The sequence below is a fragment of the Paenarthrobacter sp. NyZ202 genome (assembly GCF_049860755.1).
Classification (GTDB): Bacteria; Actinomycetota; Actinomycetes; order Actinomycetales; family Micrococcaceae; genus Arthrobacter.
On record NZ_CP187556.1, the window covers coordinates 573,893 to 591,183 of the forward strand.

A 17,291-nucleotide genomic window follows, 5' to 3' on the forward strand; every position below is an offset into this window, starting at 1 on the left:
TGATGTCCGGCGAATGGTCAAAATGACCATGCTCTTTGCCGGTATGACATGGCTGCGCTGACACCGGGCCCCCGCAGGATTGAGTCATCAAAGGCCACCCCACCTGAAGGAGCACCATGACCACCTACGATCTCGCCCTCATTGGCTTCGGCGGAGTCAACCGCACCCTTGCGGAAATCGTCCACATACGCGGTGAAGAACTCCGCGCCGAGCTCGGGTTCGGACTGCGCATTGTTGCGATTACAGACCTGCGCTTGGGATCGCTGATGGTCCCCGGCGGTATCGACCTCGGCATGGCACTGCACCTTTCGTCCGCTGAAACATTCGCAGACCACGGGGGATCCCGGGACACCAACAACGAAGCCGTGATCCGCAACTGCACGGCTGACATCATCTGCGAAGCCACCTTCACCAACCCGGAAGACGGTGAACCGGCCGTGTCCCACGTACGCTGGGCCCTGGAATCCGGCAAGAGTGTCTGCACAACCAACAAGGGGCCTGTGGCGCTCCAAGGCCCGGAGCTGGCACGCCTGGCCGAAGCGATCGGAGCCAGGTTCGAGTTTGAAGGCGCTGTGATGAGCGGTACTCCGGTCATCAGGCTCGCAAAGCAGATGTTCACCGGGCTTGCCATCGATGGGTTCGAGGGCATCCTGAACGGCACCAGCAACTACGTACTGGGCCGCATGGAAGCAGGCCTGGACCTGCAGTCCGCCGTTCGGGAAGCACAGGATCTTGGCTACGCCGAAGCCAACCCCACCGCAGACATCGAAGGATACGACGTCCAACTCAAGGTACTGATTCTGGCCAATGAACTGCTGGGTGCCGGGATCACGCTCAAAGACGTCAGCCGCGAGGGCATCTCCTCCGTAACCCCGTCAGACATCTCCAAGGCGGCTGCAGAGGGGCGGCGATGGAAACTGATCGGGTCAGCAAGCAGGAATACCGACGGCACAGTGTCAGCCTCAGTCAAACCGATGGCCCTGCCCTTGGACCATGGCTTGGCCGGTATTTCCGGTGCCACCAACGCCGTTTCCTTCGCCACGGACCTGTTGGGTCCGGTAACGATCTCCGGCCCTGGCGCCGGACGGATGGAGACTGCCTATGCCCTGCTCTCCGACATCATCGCCATGCATGCAGCCAAGAAAGTTGATTCCCATGTCTGAGACCTTGATCGCGGAGGTTCCAACCATGACCGACGTCCAGGATGTCACCAGTCCTTACGACCACCGGAGGATTGGCAGCATCAAGCTCACCAGCCTGGAAGAGGTAGAGGATGTCCTTGCCGCGGCGCGCGCCGGCGCCGAGGCATCAGCAGCGCTGTCCCGTAACGACCGGGGCAGGATCCTGGACCGCGCGGCGCAGTCCATCGAGGAACGCAGCGAAATCTTCGCCCGGACAATAGTCGATGAAGCAGGAAAGACCATCCGCCAGGCACGTAAAGAGGTCCTCAGGGCAGTGAACACCCTGCGGCTCTCAGCCGCGGAGGCCCGCCGGAATGCCGGTGAGGTCATCCCCTTTGACGCCTATGAAGGATCCGAGGACCGCCACGGGTGGTTCTCACGTGAACCCCTGGGAATCATTCTGGCCATCACGCCCTTCAACGATCCGCTCAACCTGGTAGCGCACAAGGTGGGGCCGGCAATCGCAGGAGGCAACGCCGTCGTACTTAAACCTTCGGCGTTGACTCCGCTGTCCGCCCAACTGCTGGCCGAAGCCCTCATCCAAGCCGGACTTCCGGACACCGTACTGACCCTTGTCCACGGTGGACGCGAGGTTGCCCGGAAGATCCTGTCCGCGCCGGACATCCGGATGGTGTCCTTCACCGGCGGATTCTCAACGGGCGAGGACATCGCAAGGACCGCCGGGCTCAAGAAGCTGGCCATGGACCTCGGCGGCAATGCGCCCGTCATTGTCATGGACGACGCCGACCTGGAGAAAGCCCTGGAGTCCTGCGTTTCCGGAGCGTTCTGGGCGGCCGGGCAGAACTGCGTTGGAGTGCAGCGCATCCTGGTCCACAGTTCCGTCTATCAGGAGTTCAAGGCCAGGTTCCTGGCCGAAACTGCATCGCTGGTGGTGGGCGACCCAAATGACGGAAAGACCGACGTCGGGCCGATGATCACCGCCGCGGCCGCCGGCGCGCTCATGGACAAAATCCGATTGGCCGTTGACGCCGGTGCAGTCCTGCTGGCGGGTGGCAGGAACGTCGGAAACCTTGTCCAGCCGACGGTAGCTGAGGCAGTTCCCGAAGACAGCCGGATGTGGCAGGAAGAAGCCTTCGGACCCCTCGTGATGCTGCGGCCCGTGGATTCCCTGCAAGAGGCAGTTGAGGTTGCCAACTCGATCGACTTCAGCCTCCATGCCGGGATCTTCACGTCCTCACTCGGCAATGCCATGGAGGCGGCCAAACAGCTCCAAGCGGGTGGCGTGATGATCAACGACTCCTCCGACTACCGGTTCGACGGAATGCCGTTCGGGGGTTTCAAGTACGGCAGCTTGGGCCGGGAGGGCGTGCGCTTCGCTTACGAGGATATGACTCAGCCAAAAGTCATCTGCATCAAGGACTGAGGGAGGGAAACTTTGCATAAGCAATATCGGGTGGAGGAAGACTCCCTTGGCCGCGTCGAGGTGCCGGTCGATGCCTATTGGGGCGCCCACACGGCCCGGGCCCTGTGGAACTTCCCCATTAGCGGAACTACCTTGGCGCAGCACCCCCGGCTCATCGTGGCCCTGGCAAGGGTCAAAAGGGCAGCCGCAGTCACCAACGGCCAACTTGGCGTCATTGATTCCGCCACAGCCCGGGCCATCGGCAAAGCCTGCGAAGCCATCGAGGCCGGGCGGTTCCATGATCAGTTCTGCGTTGACGTGATCCAGGGAGGCGCCGGCACCAGCACCAACATGAACGCCAACGAGGTGATCGCAAACATTGCCCTGGAAACTTTGGGGCACCCTCTCGGCAGCTACCAGTTCCTCCATCCCATAGACCACGTCAACCGTTGCCAGTCCACCAACGACGTGTACCCCACGGCCCTCAAACTGGCCTTGGCAGGAGCAGCGCAAGGCCTGTGCGAGGAACTGGACCGGCTGGTCGGGGCCTTCAAAGGCAAGGGCACGGCCTTCGCCCACATTGTGAAGATGGGGCGCACGCAGCTGCAGGACGCCGTTCCCATGACCCTGGGTCAAGAGTTCCAAGCCTTCGCAGCAACCATCGCCGAGGACCGGCAGCGGCTGGAAGAATCTGCCAGTCTCCTCCTTGAATGCAGCCTGGGGGCCACCGCCGTCGGAACCGGAATCACCGCCGCAACCGGTTACCGGGAGCGGGTAGTGGACGCACTGGCAGGGATCACTGGTTACCCGTTGGTTCCGGCCCTGAACCTGGTAGAGGCTACCTCCGATGTCGGTGTCTTCATGCACTTGTCCGGAATGCTGAAGCGCTCCGCGGTCAAGTTGTCCAAAATCAGCAGCGATCTCAGGTTGCTCTCCAGCGGACCACAAAATGGTTTGGGTGAGCTGAGGCTGCCGCCGCGGCAAGCTGGCTCATCGATCATGCCAGGCAAGGTTAACCCGGTCATCCCGGAGACCCTTAACCAGATCGCTTTCGCCGTCGCAGGCGCGGACACAACTGTCACCATGGCCGCTGACAACGGCCAACTCCAACTCAATGCTTTCGAACCGGTGATTGGGCATGTACTGCTTCAGGGACTGTCCTGGCTCACCAACGGAGCCCGCATCCTCCGGACCCACTGCGTCGAGGGCGTTGAAGCGGACGAGGAGCTGCTGCGGTCGAAGGTGGCGAGCTCGGCCGGTTTGGCCACCGCTTTCATCCCGGCGCTCGGATACGCAGCTGCAGCCTCGGTTGCGAAGCAGGCTTTGAGGGACAACGCGCCCGTGCTGGAGTCAATCACCTCAATGGGGTTGTTGGACGGGGATTCGGCCAAGGCCATCCTCGATGATGCCGCCGGACTCCGGCCGGGAATGCGTCCGGGCGGATAGCGCCCTAAACGGAACCTCTGCGGATCACATTGGAGAGCGTCATGGCCGTGACCGTATCGGCCACGCCCGGGATGGCGGCTATCTCCTCCCAGATTTCCTGGATTCGGCCCAAGGAACGGGCTTCGAGCCGGACGATCAAGTCAAAGTCACCGCTCAGGACATCGCAAAGGACTACCTCGGGGATCGCGCGGAGTGCAGCCAAAACGTCAGCTCCACGCATACGGTCCTTCCGGTAAACCATGAGGAATGCCGAAACGGAGTCCCGGGCATCTCCACCGGCCACCACGGTGTAGCCCTGGATGTAGCCCTGCCGCTCCATTCTTTCGATCCGCTGGCGTACCGCGTTCCTTGACAGCATGACCTTGCTGGCCAGTACCGCGTGGGGAACCCGGGCGTTCCTGGTCAACTCCGCGAGGATGCTTTGGTCAATACCGTCCAGGCTTGGTCGTTCCATGCGTCCCATCCACAAATAAGCATGCAGGCGCACAGTACAGCACCTGCCTTGACCGAAAGGCCCAAGAAGAAATGATACGTCCACAGCTCCGCGAGCCGACTGCGGGGGAATTCACGTGCATCCTTTTCGACATGGACGGCACCTTGGTCGATTCCGCCGAAGGAGTGACAGGGAGCGCAGCTGCGGCCCTGAAGGCAGTCGGGGCCGAAGCGCCTGGGCCGGAGGAACTGATGTCTTACGTGGGTCCGCCGATGATCGAGTCGTTCCGTTCGCTTCCGGGCATGGACGAAGAGCGGGCGCGCTTGGCCCTCAAGCATTATCGGACCCACTACGCCGAATGGGGAGTCCGGCAAGCCCGCCTCTTCGACGGCGTCTACGAGCTCCTCCAAGAACTGCCAAGCGGCCTCCCTATGGCTGTCGCCACCTCCAAGATTGAAGACCAAGCCCTCAGGATGGCTGACCTGCTGGGGATCGGCCAGTACTTCGTTGACATCTGCGGAGCCTCAGACGTACTGGATCGATCACACAAGAAGGACGTCATCGAAGCGTCCCTGCGGCGACTTCAGTTCCAAGGCGTGGACGTGGCCAGGCCTGTCATGGTGGGAGACAGGATTCACGACGTCGAGGGGGCTGCCGCCTTTGGAATCCCGACAGTTTTTGCCCTGTGGGGCTACGGCACCCAGGAGGAGCTGGCCGGTGCCGCTGCCTTGGCAGTCCACCCGAAAGATGTAGTTCCCATAGTGCTTGCCCAATAGGACCTCGCTCCACCCCAAGCCCGGGACTAATTCCGCCACCTCCGGAGTTACCTCTTTTTGGAGGAACAGCACGAACGCGACGGGATGACGGGATACATGACTACTGAGACTGAAGACGGCGTCGGGTTCCGATCCAAACGTGGCCCCATCCTGATTGCCCTGATGCTGTCCACCGGCCTGGTGGCGATCGATTCGACGATCGTCGCCACGGCCGTTCCGTCGATCGTTGAGGACATCGGCGGCTTCTCTTCCTTCCCGTGGCTCTTCTCGGCTTATCTGTTGGCGCAGGCCGTCTCGGTTCCTGTTTATGCCAAGCTCTCCGATGTCCTGGGACGCAAGCCGATCATCCTCAGCGGCATCGGGCTGTTCCTGCTCGGTTCCATCCTGTGCGGGCTGGCCTGGAGCATGCCGGCGCTCATCGCGTTCCGCGTGTTGCAGGGGTTGGGCGCCGGAGCGGTCCAGCCGGTCTCGATCACCATTGCCGGCGATATCTACACGCTTGCCGAGCGTGCCAAGGTGCAGGGTTACCTGGCCAGTGTCTGGGCCATATCGTCGGTCGTTGGCCCCACGCTCGGCGGTATTTTTGCTTCGTTGGAGATCTGGCGTTGGATCTTCCTGATCAACATTCCGCTGTGCCTGCTGGCCGGCTGGATGCTGGTCCGCACCTTCCACGAGGACGTCCAAAAGACCAGGCACCGCATCGACTACCTGGGTGCACTCCTGCTCACCACGTCGCTGAGCCTCCTGATCCTCGGTGCGCTGGAGGGCGGCCACGCGTGGGCGTGGGACTCCGCCATCAGCATCGCGGTGTTTGCGATCGGCGCGGTATTGCTCGGAGCGTTCCTGCTGGTCGAGCGGAAAGCGGCCGAGCCGGTCCTCCCACCGTGGGTGGTTTCCCGAAGGCTTCTGGCAACCACTGCGCTGGTCTCCTTTGGCGTCGGCGCTGTCATGCTCGGACTTACCTCCTACGTGCCGACCTTCCTGGAGGGCGCCATCCAAACCTCCCCCATCCTGGCGGGCCTGGCCTTGGCCGCGTTGACGCTCGGCTGGCCACTCAGTGCATCGCAGGCCGGCAGGTTCTACCTCCGGATCGGGTTCCGCACCACGGCCCTGATCGGCATCTCCATCACGGTCATCGGCACGGCGGTTCTTGCCTTGACGGCGTCAACTCCCAACGTGCTCCTGGTAGCCGTGGCCTGTTTCATCGTCGGACTCGGGCTTGGCCTGGTGGCCACACCGACCCTGATAGCAGCCCAGTCCAGCGTCGACTGGAACGAACGGGGCGTCGTCACCGGGACCAACCTCTTTTCCCGTTCCATCGGCAGCTCCATCGGCGTGGCCGTGTTCGGTGCGGTTGCCAACGCGATCTACGCGAACAGCGGCGGCCCGGACCCGCAGTCAACGGTCTCGGCGTCGATGGCCGTGTTCCTTGCCGTGCTGGTTGCTGCGGTACTGACGGTGGCAGCGGTGATCGCCATGCCCGGAGCCGGCGCGAAGGCCGCGCCCGAGTCGGCTCCTTCGGCGGAAACCGTGGGTTCGCAGGATTAGGCTCGATCCCGCAGGTCACAACGGAAGGGTCACAGCATGGAATTGATCACGGGTGCGGTGGTGAAGGTCTTCGAAGGCACCATCTGGGCCGAGGGACCGGTCTGGATCCCGCAATCCCAAACGGTCCGCTGGAGCGATATCCCCAACAACAGGATTCTGGAGTACAGCCCGGAGACGGGCCAAACGCGTGAGTACGCGACCGCCGTCGAATACACCAACGGGCGCACGCTGGACGCCGACGGAAGCGTGGTGCAGTGCAGCCACGGCCGGCGCCGCGTCGAGCGGGACCACGACGGCGTGGTGTCGCCGATCGTCGAAGCGTTCGGCGGGCGCCGGCTCAATTCGCCCAACGATGTTGTGGTGGCCAAGGACGGGACGGTCTGGTTCACCGATCCGCCCTACGGGATCCTCCCGGGCACGGTTGAGGGTCACGAGGGCGAGCTGGAGTACGGTGCCTGCTACGTCTTCCGTTTCGATCCCTCCACCCGGGAACTGACGCCGGTGGTCACGGACCTGGTGTACCCGAACGGGCTGGCCTTCTCGCCCGATGGGTCCTTGTTGTACGTCGCTGACACAGCCGGTCCGGCCCGCGGAGTTCCCTATCGCATCTGGGTGTATCCCGTGGAGCAGGGCAAGTGTGGCCCGGGCTGGACGTTCGTTGAGCTGGAAGAGGACAAACCGTCCGACGGATTCCGCGTGGATGTCGAAGGCCGGGTGTGGACCTCGGCCGGAGCGTCGGTCCGGGTCTATGCGCCGGACGGCGCTCTGTTGGCGGACGTCGGGATACCGGAGAAGGTGTCGAACGTCTGCTTCGGGGGGCCGGACGGCCATGACCTGTACATCACGGCGACGTCTTCGCTGTACCGGCTGCGGACCACAACAACGGCAGCGGCCTAGGGTGTTGCTTTTTCGATGTTTGTCCTGGCCGGCGGCAGCGGGTCATTCAGCAGAATCTGAACGTACTTATGTTCAAATAAAGCATAAGTGGGTATGCTTTTTCCAAACCTCACGGAAAGAGCAAAGATGCTTCTCGAACGAGACCTCATTCAAGCCACGGGATTCCGCAACGTCCGCAGCGGTGACCGCCTCACCGGATTCCAGTTGAAGCTGCGCATGCCTTCATACCGCGGCATGGCCGCGTCCCTGATCGATGGCGTAGCCGTCAGGGTAGGCAGTCTGGTGGATGTTCCGGCGCCGGTCCCAGTCTGGACTTTTGGCGGCACCACCTACACCTTGCAGGATCTGCAGGAAACTGATGGCGTCCGTTGGCCTTTGGAGGAGGCAGCCACCGTTACGGTGCCCTTCGAGGGCGGCCTGCCGCAAGGCGTACACGAGGTGTCCGTGGAGCTGAAGCTCCGCATGTCCTACATACCCCAGGAACACCAGCCATCGGTGTACCGCGAGTCCCGACACATCACGCTGGGTCCGGAAGGCGGCGATGGCGTCTTCCGCTACGGTGTCTCCCTGTACAGTTTCATGCACGATTTCGGAACGGTCCTTGACCTGGAAACCGCGTTGGCGGCCGTAGCGGACACGGGTGCAACCGGCGTCGAAATTCTCGGCGAAGGGCATGTTCCCGGCTACCCGGAGCCGTCCGCCGCCTGGATTGACGAGTGGTTCGGTTTGCTGGAGAAGTACTCCCTGGAACCCACCAACTACGGCTCCTGGATCGACACCCGCCTGCACCCGGGGCGCGGGATGACGGCGCAGGAAGGGGCGTCGGCGCTGCAGAGGGACCTCAGGCTGGCCAACCGCCTGGGCTTCGGGTTCGTGCGCCCCAAGATCGGCGTGGTTTCCAGCGACCTCATTCCGGACCCCATCTGGACCGAGTCCGTGGAGCGCTCGCTGGACCTGGCACACGAATTGGGCGTGGTGATCTGCCCCGAGATCCACTCGCCTACCCCCATCAAGCACCCGGTGGTGGATGACTACATTGAGCTCATTGAACGCACCGGGACCAAGAACTTCGGCCTGTTGATCGATACGGGGATCTTCCAGGACCGGCCCATTCCGCTCCGCGCTGGCGAGACGAGGGAAACGCGGCCCGCTTTCCTGGATGGCATCGGCGTGGATCCGGCGGATTTTGCTGACATCGCGAAATACGTGGTCTTCGTCCAAGCCAAGTTCCACGACATCGACGAGCACCTGGAAGACCAGCAAATCCCCTGGCAGCCCGTACTCCAAGCCCTGAAGTCCGCCGGATACAACGGCTACCTCTCCAGTGAGTACGAGGGTGAACGGACGCCGTGGCGGTCCATCGAACAGATACGCCGCCAACACTCGCTCATCCGCAGGATTGCTTCCGGACTCGACTGACTCAACCCCCGATTTATTGGAGAAGACCCATGCCTAATGGACTGATTCACCACGACAGCCTCCGCGCCCATCCGGAAGGACTGGCGTTATCGCTCACCCTTCCCTGGTACCGGAGCCTGTGGCTCTCTTCCGTCTCCACCCTGAAGCTGACCGTCGACGGTGAGGAAATCGCGCACGAAGACCTTTCCTTCGAACTCGCCGGTAAGCGCTACGCCCTGGAGGAGCTCCCCGAACAGGCGCAGACGTTGTGGTTCCTCCAGGAGCACCCGCTGCTGGTTGTCCGCCGCCCGGAACCCGTGCAGTTGGGGGAGGCGCATACGATCCATATCCTCGGCGAGCTCCGCTTGCCCTACATGCAGATCGCGCCCGGCCAGGACGGTGGACCGGGAATGTATGTGCCCAACTTCGTCAACCAAACCCTTGAGCTTGCGGTGGTTGACCGGGACGCCCCGCCGCCCACAACCACGACGGCGGTCGCGCCCCCGCCGCCGAAAGCGGACGAAGATCCGTTCCGCTTGGGGTTGACCCTCTACTCAGCCAGTGCCGAGTTCCGAGCGGGATGGTACGACTTCGACGGTTTGCTGAGCCGTGTGGCGGAGCTGGGCATCGGCCCGGGCATCGAGATTGTCGCCTCGCAGGTGCTGCCCACCTATCCGCAGGTCACCGACGACTTTGCCCGGTCCTGGCAGGCTGCCTTCGACAAATTCGGGTTCGCTGCGAGCTCCTTCGGCGCCAACCTGGACATGGGGCGCCGGCGGGACCGCGACATGACGCCGGACGAAGAGTACGAGTTCACGGAGACGCTCTTCCATGGGGCCAGGAAGCTCGGGTTCCCGCTGGTGAGGATCCAAAGCGCAAAGCCTGCGCTGTTGCGGAGGCTGCTGCCACTGGCGGAGAAGCTCGACCTCAAGCTCGCCTATGAGATCCACGCGCCCTTGGGCCCCAACTCTCCGGAGATCATGAAGGTCCGCGACGTCTACGCGGAGCTGGATTCGCCGTTGCTTGGCTTCGTAGCCGATTTCTCCTCCACCATGCACAGCATGTCTCCCACGTTGCTGCGGGCTGTATCAAGGGCCGGCCTGGACAGTGAGGCCTTGGAGCGCCTGCAGGCCATCTGGTCCACCGATGCCTCCATGCGGGAGCGCCAGGAGGAATTCATCGGGTACCTCCGCAGCCGGGACTTCGACCCCGCAAGGCTGGGCTCCTTCGCCCACCTTGCGTTCAACATGCACGGACATGTTGATCCCCGCGAATGGTCGGACATCATGCCGCAGATCATGCACGTGCATGCGAAGTTCTACGACATTGACGAGCACGGGAACGAGCCTGCCGTTGACTACCCGGAACTGGTGCGGGTGTTTGTGGAAGGCGGCTACCGAGGCTACTGGTCGAGTGAGTGGGAGGGGCATGCCTTCGCCGAACTGGGCGAGGTGGACCCCCTGTTGCTGGTCCGGAAGCAGCATGACCTGATCAGGCGCAGCATGCGTGCGGCTATGACCGCCGCCGTCTGACGCGCAGCACAAAAGAGGAGCAGAGCCCGGCCGGGTTTCCGGCCGGGCTCTCTGCCCTGGGGTCAGTCTCCGGACTCAGTCCCTGATGCCACAATGGCCGCGGCCTCTTCAAACAGTCCGCGCATCCAGATGTGCTCGGAATCGGCATTGTGCACCGGATGCCACCACAGGGCGTTGACCAAGGGCGTGGCCGGGAACGGCAGCGGCAGGACGCGGACGCCGCCAAGCCGCAGCGCGATGGGAGCCAGGGCCGCCTGGATCAGCCCGATCCGGTTGGTTCCGGTGATGAAGTGGGGGAGCGCTTGGAAGCTTTCCACCACGACCTCCACCCGCGGTTCAATGCCCAACTGCTGGATCTGCCGCTCTGCCGAGGTGAACGCGGATCGGGACTGGTAGGTCATGACCCACGGGAGCGTGGCGATGTTATCCATGGAGACTTCCCCGCCCACCTCCGCGTTGGTCTCGGAAACCACCGCAAGCCAGTCATCGCGCCACAGGTCCACGTAGGGCAGGCCGGTCAGGATGCCATGGGGAATCACCATGCCGTCCGCTGCCCTGAGCCGGTTGGCCGCGTCTTCCACCACCACGGGGTTGTGCAGCATGAAGCGGAAGCGCACTCCCGGCGCGCGCTCCGCCGCCAGCTCCGACACCACCTTTCCCACGGTCGTGAAGCCATAGTCCGAGCCGTAGATGGAGAATTCCCGCGCGGATTCGTTGGGCTCCCAACTGGCCTGGCTCTCGAAGACGCGGCGTGCGGCATCGAGGGCCAAGGTGGTGTGCTCGGCCAGCCGCAGTGCAAAAGGAGTGAGTTCATAGGTGTTTCCCCGCCTGGCAAGGATGGGATCCCCAAAGTGGTTCCGAAGCCGGGCCAGCGACGCGCTGAGTGCCGGCTGGCTCAGGTGAAGCCGTTCAGCTGCGCGGGTGACGCTCCGTTCGGTGATGAGCGCGTCCAGTGATGTCAGCAGATTGAGGTCGAGCCTGGAGAGCAGGGAGTAGTCCGTCACTGGGGGGCATCCTTTGAGTCAGGGCCTGGCGGAAAAGGCGTGGCAGAAACATCTTACGCAGAGTGCCGGGACTTATGTGCGGTATCCGAAATACTTATGTGTCTTTCCTGCAGATGCCGGTCATACTGGTGAGTGACCGGGGTCACGGACCCCGACAGACAAAGAAGTCAGAAAGGCTGAAAATGACACAGCACCGCTTCCGGGGACTCAAGGTTGGCGTCCTCGCAATCCCAACCGCTGCGGCACTTGCGCTGACCGGCTGCTCGGGTTCCACCACGACGGGCACCGAGGGAGGCTCCAAGGAGTTCTCGCTGACGTTCGCCACGTCCAACACCATTGAGAGCCCGTTCCAGGAGTTGGCTGAGCAGTACATGGCTGCCCACCCCGACGTGAAGATCACGTTCAACGCCCAGCCCAACGACTCCTACGACCAGACGGTCCGCACGCAGTTGCAGGCCGGCAATGCCTCTGACGTCATCGTCACCTCGCCCGGTTCCGGCACGGGCCGCAGCATCCTCCCCCTGGTGGAGGCCAACTTCCTGGAACCGCTGGACGACTCCGCCAAGAGCCTTGTCCCCGTGGGCAGCGAAGCGCTGTTCGGAAAGGACGGTAAGGTCTACGGCCAGGCGCCCGAGATCACCGTGGTGGGCATGGTGGCCAACGAGACTGCGGCCAAGGCGGCCGGTGTCTCCGAATTCCCCGCCGACTTCGCAGGCTTGGAGAAGCAGTGCTCCACGCTCAGCTCCTCCGGAAAGTCCTTCTTCGCGCTCGCCGGTGCAGCCGCGCCCAACACTGGCCTGATGGCAATGTCGCTCGCAGCGACCCGCGTCTATGCCGAGGACCCCAAGTGGAATGAGAAGCGGAGCAACAAGGAAACCACCTTCGCAGACTCACAGGGCTGGAAAGACTCCCTTGAAGCCGTCAAGAAGATGAACGACGCCGGATGCTTCCAGAAGGGCGCAGCGGGTGCCGGCTTCGATGCCATCACCAAGGGCCTTGCCAGCGGAACTTCCGTGGCCGGTTTCATCCCCGGACCCTCATGGAAGCAGTTGAAGACCGCGGCCGCCGACTCGGAGTTCGTGGTCCGCGCCCTTCCGGCGCAGGACAGCTCGGATAAGGGCTTTGTCTACGCCAGCGCCAACTACGCCTTCTCCATCAACGCTGCGTCCAAGAACAAGGAAGCTGCCAAAGCATTCCTGGCCTGGGCCGCCGAGCCGGAACAGACCAAGACGTTCGCCGAGATTGACGGAGCCCTCCCCGTGAGCGGCCTTGAGAGCTACGACTTCGGGTCGGGTGCCTACAAGAACGTCGGCGACCTCATCAAGGAGGGTAACTACGGTCCGCTGCCCAACAGCCAGTGGCCCAACTCCGCCGTCTATGACGCACTGGCCACCGGTGTACAGGGTCTCCTGACCGGCCAGAAGTCTGTCGACCAGGTCCTGCAGGCCATGGACGCAGCCTGGGGCTGACCCGGGACTCCCACCACCCACGCCCAGACGACTCAAAGGGACAAGCAAGGATTACCATGACTGCGACGATGCAATCCAAGACCGAAGCAGCTGACGCTTCCCGGCGAGGCAGGCGCGCTCCGGGAACGGCCCGAAAGGTCCGTTCCCGGGGCGGCTCCCTGCAGTTCGGTCACTGGTGGTGGGCCCTTCCAGGTATTGCCCTGGTGATCGCCATCCACTATGTGGCAACCGGGATTGGCGGCTACTTCGCTTTCACTAACTGGACCGGAATCGGCTCGTTCAAAGTAGTTGGACTCGCCAACTTCGAGGCCATCTTCAAGGACCCCACCAAGCTTGGGGCCTTGATGAACACCCTGTTCCTGGCCTTCTCGTCGGTGTTCATCGGCAACGTGGCAGGCTTGGTCATCGCCCTTGGCCTGAACCGCGTGTTGAAGACCCGCTACATCCTGCGCACGCTGTTCTTCATGCCCGTAGTGCTGAGCCCGCTGGCAACGGCCTACATCTGGAAGTACATCTTCGACTTCGATGGTCCCATCAACGTTTTCCTCCGGTCCATCGGAGCCGAAGATCTCGCAAAGCCGTGGCTCGCGGACCCGCAGTGGGCCATCTGGACCGTGCTGGTTGTCCTTGTATGGGGCAGCACCGGCTTCGCCATGGTCATCTTCATGGCGGGCCTGGCCAGTGTTCCCGTTGAAATCGAGGAAGCAGCAGCGATCGACGGCGCCAACCTCTGGCAGCGTTTCTGGAATGTCACCCTTCCGGGGATCCGCCCGGCCGTGGCCATTGCCACCACGCTCGGCATTGTCCAGGGCCTCCGGGTCTTTGACCCCATCATGGCCCTCACCGGCGGTGGCCCGGCCGGTGCAACCGAAACCTTGGCCACGCAGGTCTACAAGCAGGCCTTTGCCTTGGGCAACTTCGGCGGCGGTGCCGCCCTTGCCTTGGTCCTGGCCGTCATCATCCTGTTCTTCGCCGTGATCCAGCAGCGGCTGACGCGATCGAACCCCGAGGACTAAGACATGTTCCGCTACACCAAATTGACCCTCCTGCGTGAGATCGGCCTCTGGGCACTGGCCCTGACGTTCCTGGCACCTTTCTATTTCCTGGTGACCACCGCCTTGAAGTCCGACGCCGAGATCTACACGACGTCGCCGCTGGCACCGCCGTCGAGCCCCGACTTCAGCAACTTCACCGCGGTGCTGACCGCATCAGGGAACTCCAACGTGGTGCTTGGTCTGGTCAACAGCGTCATCATCACCGCGGGCAGCATCGTGGGCCTCATTGCCTTGGGTTCGATCACCGGCTATGTCATTTCCCGCTCCACCAAACGCTGGAGCAAAGGGGTCTACTACCTCTTCCTCATCGCCATCATCCTGCCCGGGCAGCTGGGAGCAGTGCCGCTGTACATGGGCGCGCGCACCCTGGGCCTGACCGGCTCGGCATGGGGGTTGATCGTCCTGTACACGGGCATGCTCCTGCCCCTGTCGATCTTCCTTTATGCCAACTTCTTCCGCGGTCTGGGGACGGACTACGAGGAAGCGGCCACCATTGACGGGGCCAGCAAGACCCAGATCTTCACCAAGGTGGTGTTTCCCATGATGGCCCCGGCCACGGGAACGGTCACGATCTTTGCCGGCCTGATCGTGTGGAACGACTTCTTCACCTCGCTCATCTTCCTGGGCGGTTCCAGCAACCAGACCCTGCCGGTAGCCATGTACTACTTCATCGGATCGCTGGTGTCCCAGTGGAACTCGATCTTCGCCATTGTGATCGTGTCCATGATTCCCATCCTGGCCCTGTTCCTGTTCGCCCAGAAGCGCTTTATCCAAGGCTTCTCCGGCGGGCTCAAGGGCTAGCCAGCCACCCTCACCGACAATCCGTACAGATCTTAAGGAGACACCCATGTTCCAACTTGCGCCGAATATCGACCTTTTGTTCTCTGAGGCCGGCGAAAGTGCAGCCGACCGCGTCCGGGCCGCAGCGGCCGCCGGCTTTGACGCCATCGAGATGTGGGGACCCACTGGCAAGGACATCCCGGCACTCAAGGCTGCCCTGGAGGAGACGGGCGTCCAGCTCACGGCCCAGCTCGCCGAGCCGCGCATGCAGTTCATGATTCCGCCCAAGAACCACGAACCCTTCTATGAGGGGCTCGATGCCGGTGTGAAGGTGGCCCAGGAACTTGGCTGCCCCCGCATCGTCGTGGGCAGTGGCACGGGCTTCGGCGGCCGCAAGCGCCAAGACCAGCTGGACGAGCTCATCGAGATCTTCACCAAGGGCATCAACCACATCCAGGGTTCCGGAATCACGCTGGTCCTGGAGCCGGTCAACATCCGCGTTGACCACCCCGGTGCCCTGCTGGACCGCACATCTGAAGCCGTTTACATCGCCCGTGGCGTGGACTCGCCTGATTTCGGCATCCTTTACGACCTCTACCACTCCACCGTGGAGGGCGAAGACGTCGCCGCTGAACTGGCCAACGCCGGGGGCCTCGTTAAGTATGTCCAGATCGCAGACGCTCCCGGCCGCGGCGAGCCAGGTTCCGGTTCCATCGACTGGTCCGCGCGGCTCAATGACCTGAAGGCCAGTGGCTACGCCGGGCCCGTGGGCCTCGAGTACTACCCGACCATCGAGTCTGCCAAGTCGGTGCGTCGCATCCAGGAACTGGTGGCCTCCCGGTGAGTCAGCGCTCCTACCCTTCCGCAGTGGACGTCGCCATCGTGGGCAGCGGGCCCACGGCGTCGGCGTACGCACGGATCCTCAGCGAAGAAGCGCCGGGCGCCACGATCGCCATGTTCGAAGTTGGCCCCACGGTCAGCAACCCCCCGGGTGCCCACGTGAAGAACATCGCTGACGCGGAAAGCCGGATCCTGGCCCAGCGCGCTTCCGAAGGTCCCGGTGCAGGGGCTGCCATGGTCAACTCGCCCGGCGCCGTCAAGAGCGGCGAACGCAGGGCGAGGCCCGGCACGTATTTGCTGAGCGAAGGCTACGCCTTCCCCGGCGAAGACGGACTGCCCGTTGCTGCGATGTCCAGCAACGTCGGCGGCATGGGTGCCCATTGGACGGCGGCTTGCCCGCGTCCCTCCGGCAAGGAATCCATCGGTTTCGTGCCGGACATGGATGCGCTGCTGACCGATGCGGAGCGTCTCCTCGGCGTCACCACGCACGCCTTCGACGGTGCTCCCTTCTCCGACATCGTCCATGACCGGCTCTCCGCCGCCGTGGATGAGGGCCGCGAAGCCGCCCTGCGTGTCCAGCCCATGCCGCTCGCTGTCCACCGCGAGCCTGACGGCCGCCTCATGTGGTCGGGAGCCGACGTCGTGATGGGGGAGGCGACCAGGCAGAACCCGCGGTTCGAGCTTTTCGACGAGTCGCTGGTCACCAAGGTGACGTACGACGGCGGCACGGCCACCGGCATCGAGGTCCAGGACCGCCGGACCGGGCAAAGCCATGAAGTGGCGGCCCGTTTTGTGGTGGTGGCCGCCGATGCCCTGCGGACACCGCAACTGTTGTGGGCTTCGGGTATTCGGCCCGATGCCTTGGGTCGATACCTCAATGACCAACCCCAGGTGGTTTTCGCCAGCCGGCTGGAGGGCGTCACGGCTCCGGTGCCTGCCGAGCCGCGGGCCGGCGGGGCGTTGAGCCAGCAAAGCGGCGTCGCCTGGGTTCCGTACACCGACGACGTTCCCTTCCACGGCCAGATCATGCAGTTGGACGCTTCGCCCGTGCCGCTCGCGGACGATGATCCGGTGGTGCCGGGATCGATCGTGGGGTTGGGTCTTTTCTGCGCCAAGGACCTGCAGCGCGAGGACCGAGTGGCGTTCGACGAGGACGTCCGCGATGCCTATGGCATGCCGGCCATGCGGATCCATTACAAGCTGACGGCCAAGGACCACGAGGTGATTGAACGGGCCAAAGCCGAGATCGTTCGTTTGGGCAAAGCCGTGGGCCACCCGCTGGATGACCGTCCGTTTGTGCTTCCGCCAGGCGCCTCGTTGCACTACCAGGGCTCCACGCGTATGGGAGTTGCCGATGACGGCGAGAGCGTGTGCTCAGCCGACAGCGAGGTGTGGGGAGTGGCGGGCCTGTTCGTGGCGGGAAACGGCGTCATCCCGACCCCAACGGCGTGCAACCCCACGTTGACGGCTGTGGCACTTGCAGTCCGCGGGGCGCGCAAGATCGCATCTGAACTGGGCAGCTCTTTACTTATGTCAGAATCAGACAATAGAATTACTAAATAAGGAAAA

Annotated in this window: 15 protein-coding genes; 13 read left to right on the forward strand and 2 right to left on the reverse strand. The window is 63.3% G+C overall.

The genetic code is table 11. From position 1 onward, the window contains the following. Window positions 1-116: 116 nt before the first annotated feature. From ACPFL9_RS02845 to ACPFL9_RS02855, 3 genes are read left to right on the forward strand one after another with little or no spacing between them, the layout of a single operon-like run. Window positions 117-1,163 carry a homoserine dehydrogenase gene (locus tag ACPFL9_RS02845; protein WP_426005723.1) on the forward strand — a complete coding sequence of 349 codons (1,047 nt, stop codon included), beginning with the start codon at window positions 117-119 and terminating at the stop codon, window positions 1,161-1,163. Beyond that, window positions 1,156-2,565: an aldehyde dehydrogenase family protein gene (locus ACPFL9_RS02850; RefSeq protein WP_426005724.1), complete on the forward strand. Its 1,410-nt coding sequence runs from the start codon at window positions 1,156-1,158 to the stop codon at window positions 2,563-2,565. The genes ACPFL9_RS02845 and ACPFL9_RS02850 overlap by 8 nt, the downstream gene beginning before the upstream one ends. A gap of 12 nt (window positions 2,566-2,577) precedes the next feature. Next, window positions 2,578-3,990: an aspartate ammonia-lyase gene (locus ACPFL9_RS02855; protein WP_426005725.1), complete on the forward strand. Its 1,413-nt coding sequence runs from the start codon at window positions 2,578-2,580 to the stop codon at window positions 3,988-3,990. Between the two features lie 4 nt (window positions 3,991-3,994). Here the strand turns inward: ACPFL9_RS02855 and ACPFL9_RS02860 are convergent, their stop codons facing one another. Then, window positions 3,995-4,444, reverse strand: a complete 450-nt coding sequence (locus tag ACPFL9_RS02860; RefSeq protein ID WP_426005726.1) for an Lrp/AsnC family transcriptional regulator — start codon at window positions 4,442-4,444, stop codon at window positions 3,995-3,997. A gap of 71 nt (window positions 4,445-4,515) precedes the next feature. On the opposite strand from ACPFL9_RS02860, the gene ACPFL9_RS02865 reads away from it, so the two are divergent. From ACPFL9_RS02865 to ACPFL9_RS02885, 5 genes are all read left to right on the forward strand, one after another. Further along, window positions 4,516-5,199 carry an HAD hydrolase-like protein gene (locus ACPFL9_RS02865; protein WP_426005728.1) on the forward strand — a complete coding sequence of 228 codons (684 nt, stop codon included), beginning with the start codon at window positions 4,516-4,518 and terminating at the stop codon, window positions 5,197-5,199. 96 nt (window positions 5,200-5,295) lie between these two features. Next, window positions 5,296-6,747 carry an MFS transporter gene (locus ACPFL9_RS02870; protein WP_426005729.1) on the forward strand — a complete coding sequence of 484 codons (1,452 nt, stop codon included), beginning with the start codon at window positions 5,296-5,298 and terminating at the stop codon, window positions 6,745-6,747. 36 nt (window positions 6,748-6,783) lie between these two features. Further along, a complete protein-coding gene (locus ACPFL9_RS02875) occupies window positions 6,784-7,644 on the forward strand; it encodes an SMP-30/gluconolactonase/LRE family protein (RefSeq protein WP_426005730.1) in 861 nt (286 codons plus the stop codon). Between the two features lie 126 nt (window positions 7,645-7,770). After that, window positions 7,771-9,063, forward strand: coding sequence for a C-glycoside deglycosidase beta subunit domain-containing protein (locus ACPFL9_RS02880; protein ID WP_426005731.1), 1,293 nt, complete (start codon window positions 7,771-7,773; stop codon window positions 9,061-9,063). A gap of 29 nt (window positions 9,064-9,092) precedes the next feature. Continuing rightward, window positions 9,093-10,574, forward strand: a complete 1,482-nt coding sequence (locus tag ACPFL9_RS02885; RefSeq protein WP_426005733.1) for a C-glycoside deglycosidase beta subunit domain-containing protein — start codon at window positions 9,093-9,095, stop codon at window positions 10,572-10,574. A gap of 62 nt (window positions 10,575-10,636) precedes the next feature. On the opposite strand, the gene ACPFL9_RS02890 is transcribed toward ACPFL9_RS02885, so the two are convergent. Next, entirely contained in the window at window positions 10,637-11,578 is a 942-nt protein-coding gene (locus ACPFL9_RS02890) for a LysR family transcriptional regulator (RefSeq protein WP_426005734.1), read from the reverse strand. Window positions 11,579-11,760: 182 nt separating this feature from the next. On the opposite strand from ACPFL9_RS02890, the gene ACPFL9_RS02895 reads away from it, so the two are divergent. The 5 genes from ACPFL9_RS02895 to ACPFL9_RS02915 are packed head-to-tail and all read left to right on the forward strand — an operon-like array spanning window position 11,761 to window position 17,285. Then, window positions 11,761-13,047 carry an ABC transporter substrate-binding protein gene (locus ACPFL9_RS02895; RefSeq protein WP_426005735.1) on the forward strand — a complete coding sequence of 429 codons (1,287 nt, stop codon included), beginning with the start codon at window positions 11,761-11,763 and terminating at the stop codon, window positions 13,045-13,047. Window positions 13,048-13,103: 56 nt separating this feature from the next. Further along, on the forward strand, window positions 13,104-14,063 hold the full coding sequence (locus ACPFL9_RS02900) for a carbohydrate ABC transporter permease (RefSeq protein ID WP_426005736.1): 960 nt from the start codon (window positions 13,104-13,106) through the stop codon (window positions 14,061-14,063). 3 nt (window positions 14,064-14,066) lie between these two features. Next, complete coding sequence (locus ACPFL9_RS02905; RefSeq protein ID WP_426005738.1) at window positions 14,067-14,903, forward strand: carbohydrate ABC transporter permease; 837 nt, start codon at window positions 14,067-14,069, stop codon at window positions 14,901-14,903. A 46-nt stretch (window positions 14,904-14,949) separates the two neighbouring features. Then, window positions 14,950-15,726 carry a TIM barrel protein gene (locus ACPFL9_RS02910; RefSeq protein ID WP_426005740.1) on the forward strand — a complete coding sequence of 259 codons (777 nt, stop codon included), beginning with the start codon at window positions 14,950-14,952 and terminating at the stop codon, window positions 15,724-15,726. Then, the gene (locus ACPFL9_RS02915; RefSeq protein WP_426005741.1) at window positions 15,723-17,285 is read left to right on the forward strand and encodes a GMC oxidoreductase; all 1,563 of its coding nucleotides are present in this window, start codon (window positions 15,723-15,725) and stop codon (window positions 17,283-17,285) included. The genes ACPFL9_RS02910 and ACPFL9_RS02915 overlap by 4 nt, the downstream gene beginning before the upstream one ends. Window positions 17,286-17,291 lie beyond the last annotated feature (6 nt).